The organism is Qipengyuania sp., assembly GCF_042095715.1.
Classification (GTDB): domain Bacteria; phylum Pseudomonadota; class Alphaproteobacteria; order Sphingomonadales; family Sphingomonadaceae; genus Qipengyuania.
The window spans coordinates 1-6,558 of the sequence record NZ_JBELMO010000106.1; the positions used below are offsets into that span (position 1 = coordinate 1).

At 63.5% G+C, this 6,558-nt stretch carries 4 protein-coding genes and 1 pseudogene; all 5 read right to left on the reverse strand.

Annotated elements, in window-relative coordinates; all coding sequences use genetic code 11:
• On the reverse strand, nucleotides 1–2,399 hold a 2,399-nt coding region (locus ACFDTG_RS15635; protein ID WP_375291886.1), incomplete at its 3' end, for a conjugal transfer protein TraG N-terminal domain-containing protein.
• A gap of 12 nt (nucleotides 2,400–2,411) precedes the next feature.
• Nucleotides 2,412–3,848, reverse strand: coding sequence for a conjugal transfer protein TraH (locus ACFDTG_RS15640; RefSeq protein WP_375291887.1), 1,437 nt, complete (start codon nucleotides 3,846–3,848; stop codon nucleotides 2,412–2,414).
• Complete coding sequence (locus ACFDTG_RS15645; RefSeq protein ID WP_375291888.1) at nucleotides 3,838–4,668, reverse strand: conjugal transfer protein TraF; 831 nt, start codon at nucleotides 4,666–4,668, stop codon at nucleotides 3,838–3,840. Before ACFDTG_RS15645 ends, ACFDTG_RS15640 begins: the two co-directional genes overlap by 11 nt.
• On the reverse strand, nucleotides 4,665–6,398 hold the full coding sequence (locus ACFDTG_RS15650) for a conjugal transfer protein TraN (protein ID WP_375291889.1): 1,734 nt from the start codon (nucleotides 6,396–6,398) through the stop codon (nucleotides 4,665–4,667). The genes ACFDTG_RS15645 and ACFDTG_RS15650 overlap by 4 nt, the downstream gene beginning before the upstream one ends.
• Nucleotides 6,395–6,558 (reverse strand): annotated as a pseudogene (locus ACFDTG_RS15655) (conjugal transfer protein TrbC); the annotation flags it as partial. The pseudogene ACFDTG_RS15655 and the gene ACFDTG_RS15650, both read right to left, overlap by 4 nt.

Sequence of the window (6,558 nt, forward strand, 5' to 3'; positions counted from 1 at the left end):
ACAAACCGCGATTGCAGCTGTTGGCCGCGCGCGCTCATCTGGAACTCGATGTCGTCGAAGCGCACCGGCCCGTAATAGTCGCGATTGGCTTCGATCTCGGCCATGCCCCATTCGCGATAAGCCTGGCTCAGGTTCAGCGTGCCTGCGGCACTGTTGGCCTCGTACCAGCTGGCTTGGTTCTCGAGGCGGCTGGCTATCTCTTCGGCCCGACGCGCCTCTCGCGTGTAGCTTTCGGCTTCGGTCAGCGATCGGCTGAGACCCGACGAGCTGGTCGATACCTGCGATACCGAGCTCGAGCTCGTCTCGCGCAGAAAGCCTTCACGCGTGTTCGACCAGTTGCGACTGTCGGAAAGCTGGCGCAGCGTTCCCATGATCCTGCCGCGGTCTTCCGAAGCGATTCCGATATCGCTGTCTGTCCATGACTGGTTGCGGCCACCTCTGGCCTTGGCACCCACTTGAGCTACGCCAACATTGGCTCCAGCCCCACCACTTACCTCGCCATTGAGGAACCATGAGATCGTAATGTCGTCGGAGGCGCGCCGGGAAAGGCCGAACTGCTGCTGGAGCGTCCTTGAGGCATTGTCGACTTCGCTGAATGCCGTGCCGATGCTGTCGTTCGTGCCGACGCCGCTGACTGTGTCGGAGCTCTGACCCTGGCTGTAGGCGTTGCGGATCTCGCTGAACCGGGTGAGCGCAGAGCTCGTCGATTGCTGGGCGAGGTTGGCATAGGTCTCGCTCTGCGTTCGGCTCTGGCTAGCCATCGTTCCGAGGCGTCCGGTGAAGTCCTGCCCCAGCGTCGGTGTGAACGGATAGCTTGAATTCGGGACAGCAGCGAACTCGCCATCGGGGAAGCTGGTAGTCTGCGTGCCGCTATCGCTGAAACCACGCGTTTGTGCCGCGCCATAGGCGATGTTGGGTGCCAGATTGCCCTGCGCAAACTGGCGGGAAAACACCGTCGAATTGTCGATGTTCGAGTTGCCTAGTGAGACATTGCCGGTGCTCGCTTCGCGCGAGGCTTCCTCGGCCGCGTTCTGACTTGGGTTGAGATAACTCGTTGCCTGGCCCGAAATCGCCAGCGCACCACGTGCCACCCCGCCGGCAAGGAAAGGGATCGAGGCGACAAGATAGCCCGCCAGGATGCCGATATCGCTGTTGACGTCGCTCATGCCGGCAAAGGTCGCGAGGCTGAGGCCCGTGCTGCCGCCAGCGGCGGCGACATCGCCCGCGCCTTTGAACATCAGGATCATGTGCAGGATGACGAAGAGCGGTCCCCACGCCGCAAGGTAGAAGAAGCCGGTGACGTAGCCTCTCAATGCAATGGGTCCGGTCCGCGGCATCAGGAACAGCGGGAACAGGACAGGGAACAGCGCGTAGAACACCACTGTCAGCACGACATTGAGGATCGGGACCCATTTCATCGCGTTGTGCGCGATCGAGGAATAGGTCCGCTCGGTCTGAATATCTGCCCGGGTCTGCGCGAAGACGTCGATACTGCCCGTGCCGCTCGCCCCGGCAAAGCCGTGCATAGCCTGGTTCATGGCATTGATCGTCAGCACCTGGCGGAAGATGTCGCTCGCGCTGCGCGAGATGCCGGTGAGATACTGATAGGCAATCGGGAGGTCGGCCATGAGCTTGGCCTTGGCGAGCGCTTCGGTCTGGCGCGGATAGAGCTGACGCCCCGCAACAAGCGTCATATCGTCAATGAGGCTCGCCCACTGACCCGACAGCGCGGTGTAGGCTTCACGGCAGGTGATGATCGAGGCCGTCACGCTGTCGTCGGCCTGCCGGGTCAGGAATTTTTGCGCGCGCGCCGCGCTGCCCGGTGCGATCGTCGCCCAGATATCGTCGCTTTCGGACAGCTCCTTCATCGAGTAGCGGCCGAGAAGCAGATCGTAGAACACGCATTGCCGGACATGCTCATCGAAGTTCGCAGCAAACTCCGGATCGGAAATGCGCAAGCTGCGCGTCGATTCAAGCAGCCGCGCGCCATAGATCATGCCGTTCCTCGAGTAGTTGAGGTCGTCGGGTAGGCCGAAGACAAGCTCGGCAGAGCGGGTCAGATAGTCCCCCGCCTGGCTGGTGAAGCTTGCCATCAGGGCGAGCCCGAGCGGGACATTGGCCACCGTTGCCGGTGCAAGGCTGGGATTGACCCGGTCGGTCACATGGACGTCCATGCGCGGCACCATCAAGCACATGTAGATAAGCGTCGCGCCGAGGAACCAGTTGAGCCAGGCACGCCAGTCCTGGTTGAACGCGACCACTATGACCGCGAGCACCATGCCCATGACCAGCGCGACCTGAATGAGGCTCTTGTAGCCGCCCGCACCGGTCCAGGCGGCAACGGCGTTGAGGACGTTGACGATGTACTCGCCGCCGCCGACCGTGAAAATCTCGACCATGCTGCCTGACCCTTATGGAACGATGGAACGGGACTGCATCCCGCGCGACCAGTCGAGCGCGGCGGCCATCGACGGCGACATCGAGGCGGCGAGCATGTTCTCGATCATCGCCGTCTTTTCGATGATCTGCATGATCGCCGAGACCCGCGCCTGTCCGGTCGCTTGCCGCTGGGCGAGGCTCGATCGCACCTCGGCAACCTGAGCGCGCCAAATCGCAAGCTTCGCTTCATCGGCCGCGATGAAACTCGCCATCGAGCGTCCAGCCTCTGCGGTGATGCGCTCGAGAATGGCATAGAGGAGATCGATGCTGGCAATCTCGGCCAGCGTGTCGCGGTCGTCGGTGGCCATCCCGCGACCATAGGCCGCCTGTACGGTGAGGATCTTATAGAGCGGCACCGATGCCACCTGGAGCAATTCCTTTTCCTCGTTGCCGATCGCTGTGTCGCTGCGGATGGCCTCGACCATGCTGCCGATGAGCCGGGCAACGCGCGGCCGGATGGCCTTTGCGCTCGTGAGGCTCATCTGCTGGAAAGTGGGGTTGAGGCACTGGTCGGGCTCGTCGCACTGAAACACCCGCACCGACTGGCCCTGTGTCCCGTCGAGCAGCGCGGTCACCAGCGTAGAAGAGGCATCGCCCGCGAAAGGCACGAACTTGCCCGGTTCGTCGTCGCGGGGCGGCACGTAGATCACCGTGCCGATGAGCGTCATCGCATACTCGGCAAGATCGCGGTCGAAAGTGCCACCGGGGTTGAAGAAGGCGCTCTGCTTGAGGACATGCCAGGTGTAATTGCGCGGCACACCGGGATTGACGTCGGCATAATCGGCGCCGGCGCCCTCGTTGGTCGAGGCGCGCTGGCCCCTGGTGCCGCAACCATGCTTGGCCGCGGCATAGTCGGTGAAGATGCCTTCGGAATTGCCGATCGCTTCGCAGATCGCCTTGTCGGCGAGATCGCCCTTGGGCCAGACGCCGCCGACCAGCCCCTGCGCCATCTCGCAGGAGTTGATCGAGAGATTGTTCATGAGCTGCGCCTTCTGGCTGAACTCCTGCATGATCTTGTTGCACTCGGGGCAGACGGTATCGATCGCCAGACTAAAGGCGAACCCCACCGCATTGTTCGCGACGGCCTTCAAGAGCGCGACCATCTCGCTCGCGTTGATGAAGGAGAAAGACCCGGCGAAGATATCGATACCGCCGCAACCAGCGCGGGCACGCGGCAGCTGGAGATTGGCGATGTTGGTCGTCTTCTGCGGGAAGCGCGTCCAGACATTGCCGAGGCTGTAATAGCCTGCCGACTGGCCTTCGAACGCGCTCGGCCCGGTGACATTGGCCGCCGCGCCCATGTCGTCCATGAAACGGTCCATGCTGTCGCCGACGTTTGCGGCGACGGGGGACGCGACCATGCTGGCGGCAGCTATGCTGAGCGCCGCATTGCGGATGCTAGTAATCATGTCCGGCTTCCTTCGAGGTGAGGAGGTAGATGCGGTCCTGCAGCTCGTCGGCCGAGAGCACGCCGTATCCGATCGGGATCGGGCGCCTGGCCACGCTGTCCCACAGCACGAGCGCCGGGGTGATGCCGGGTTCGAGCCCCATGCGCGGCCGCTGGCCGCTTTCGACCTTGTAGTCGGGGAAGTGCCGGGACGGTCCGCCATCGGTCGAGATCGCCCGGACAGTGATATGCCAGCGGTCCGCCACCGAGCGCACGATCGGGCTCATCACTTCGCAAGCGCCGCAGGTCTGGGCGAAGAAGTAGAACAGGCCATAGCGCTCGAAGAGCCGGGCCATTACCGCATCGCGGTCGGCAGCGCGCGCGTCCTGCCATTGCTTCTTGGCGAGCGCGCCGACCGGCCGTTCGAGCGTGTAGTCGAGCTCGGGATCCTGCCAGATCGCGCGCTGCCAGACATCGGAGAACAGCGAAGCCCGGTCGAGCTGGGCACGCTGGAAGCGGATATAGGCGGTGACGTTTTCCGGCGTCGGATAGAGGATTGCACGCGCTTTGAGTTCGCGCAGTTCCCCCGTGACCGCGTCGAGTTCTTGCGTTGCGGTTACCTGGGCCGGTGGCTGCGCCATCTGCGGCTCCTCTGCCGGCACCGGCTTTACGCAATAGAACCAGTAGCCGAGCCTGCGCTGCTCGCAGTAGAGGCTGTCTGCTGACGCAGCTGGCTCTGCCAGGCGCGCTTCCTGGGCAACTGCCCGAACGGGAAGCAGTGCAGCGAGACACATGGCCAGTGCTGGGAGGGCCAGCATCGGCAGTGATTGGCGGCGCGTCATTGGCCACTCCTTGCGTAATAGTCTTCGATTTTCTGCTGGATGAGGATGCTGGTCTCGAGCTCGTCGGGGAGCCGCGCAGCCTCGGTGAACTCGGCATAGACCTCGCTGAAATCCATCTGGCTGAGATCGAGCCGGGCGAATTCATCGAGCGTGAACCCCTCGCACTGCTCTTCCTTGGGCTTGTCCCAAGGCTTGGGCAGCTGGCGCCGGCCCTGTTCCTGCAGGATCCGCGAAAGCTTGCTCTCGAAGCAGCAGTAGACCTTCTTCTTGGTCAGGCAGACGCCGAGGAACTTGTCCGAGCAATAAGTCCCGACATAGGCGCACAGCCCCTGCGCATCGCGTTCGTGGAGCAGCACTTCCTCGCGGCTGCAGCCGAGTGCGACCAAGAGGCTGATCCCGGGGATGAGCGGGAAGCCCTTGCCCTTGCAGCAGTTGAGCACCCCGAAAACCTTGGATGAGCAGGTGTTGCGCGTGCCGCGGAACAGCGTCAGCGTCTCGGGATCGAACTGGCCGCGGGCCTCGTCCATTGCGTGGAGCGCGGTGACGGCATCCTTGAACTCGTCGTTCGCGGTGCGCTCGATCGTCTCGCAGCTGCCGTCGATGCAATAGACATCACCGTCACAGACATACTGGGTGGAGCTGTCGGTACCGGGAAGCGGGCACTCGTAGATGCGCTCCCAGGTCTGGCAGGGGTCTTCGTCGGTAAGGCATTCCTCGCGGACAAAGCGGCAGGTGCCCTGGCTTTCGATGTCGGAGCAGTCGGTCGCCGCTTCGCGGGCGATGCAGGTGTAATTGCGTCGCCATTCCCAGCAAGGGCGTGTGACAGCGACGCCATCGACCAGGCGGGTCTGCGGATCGGCATCGGTGCAGATCTCGGCATCGAGCGTGCAATCGCTATTGTCCGCAAGACCTGTGCACTGGCTTTCGTCAGGGGTCGTCGTGACGGTGGTCGCCGTGGCGATGCGGTAGGGCGTTTGTCCTGCGACCTGTTCGTCGCAGGTCAGCTCGGTAAGCGGATCACCGGGCTCGGTGCACCACTTGCGGCCGCCGGACCATCCCCACTGCAAGCAAGGACCGTCCCGGTGTCCGGTCACCTGGCAAAGAGCGCCCGAAAATTCTTCGCAATCCGGCTCACCTGACAGGTTGAAGCTACCCAATGGGCTGCAAAGATAATGATACTGCGGTCGCTGGCTGACCGCGGCGACGAGCGGCACCGTGCATTGGCCCACCGACTGATCGATCCATGTGCCCGTATTGCAGGTTGCAGTATATGTGCCTGCCGACCCCGAACCGGGCGGCAGCGGAACGCACGATCCCTGGCTGCCCGAAATTGCCATGCCGCTCGTGTAGTCCAGCGGCGTCTCATTGATCCTGAGGCTGCGGGCGATCACGTCCTCGATCTCGTCCGGCTCGAACCGAGCGCGATTGGCCATGCTGTCGCGGATGGTGCGCATCGGGGTGCTGGTCGTCGCCGCGCTGCGGGCGCGGGCCTCGATCTGGTCGGGATCGCGCGCAAGATCCTGCAGGTTGCGCGTCGCTTGCGGATCGAAATTGGGAATGCGCGCCGCGTCGGGATTGGTCGTTGCTGCCTCGCGCGCTTCGCCCAGCAGCTCGGTGGCAAAGTACTTCCCGTCAGCCCTTGCCGCATCGCGGGTCTGAGCCTGAATGGAAGCCGCGCTTGTGAGGGTGACGAGTGCCACAAGGAGATGGGCGAGGGTTTTGGCGGTCATGGCCGTTCCTCCCTGGAGAGCTGGCGCAGATGGAGGCGGGCAAGTTCGGCGCCCGGACCCTTGCCCGAGGCAAAGGTCTCGAGGACTTCGCCCACGCTAATGTTGCCGGCGATGCGGTCGTGCGGCGGCACCTCGCTGGTGCAATCGAACCCGTCGCAGG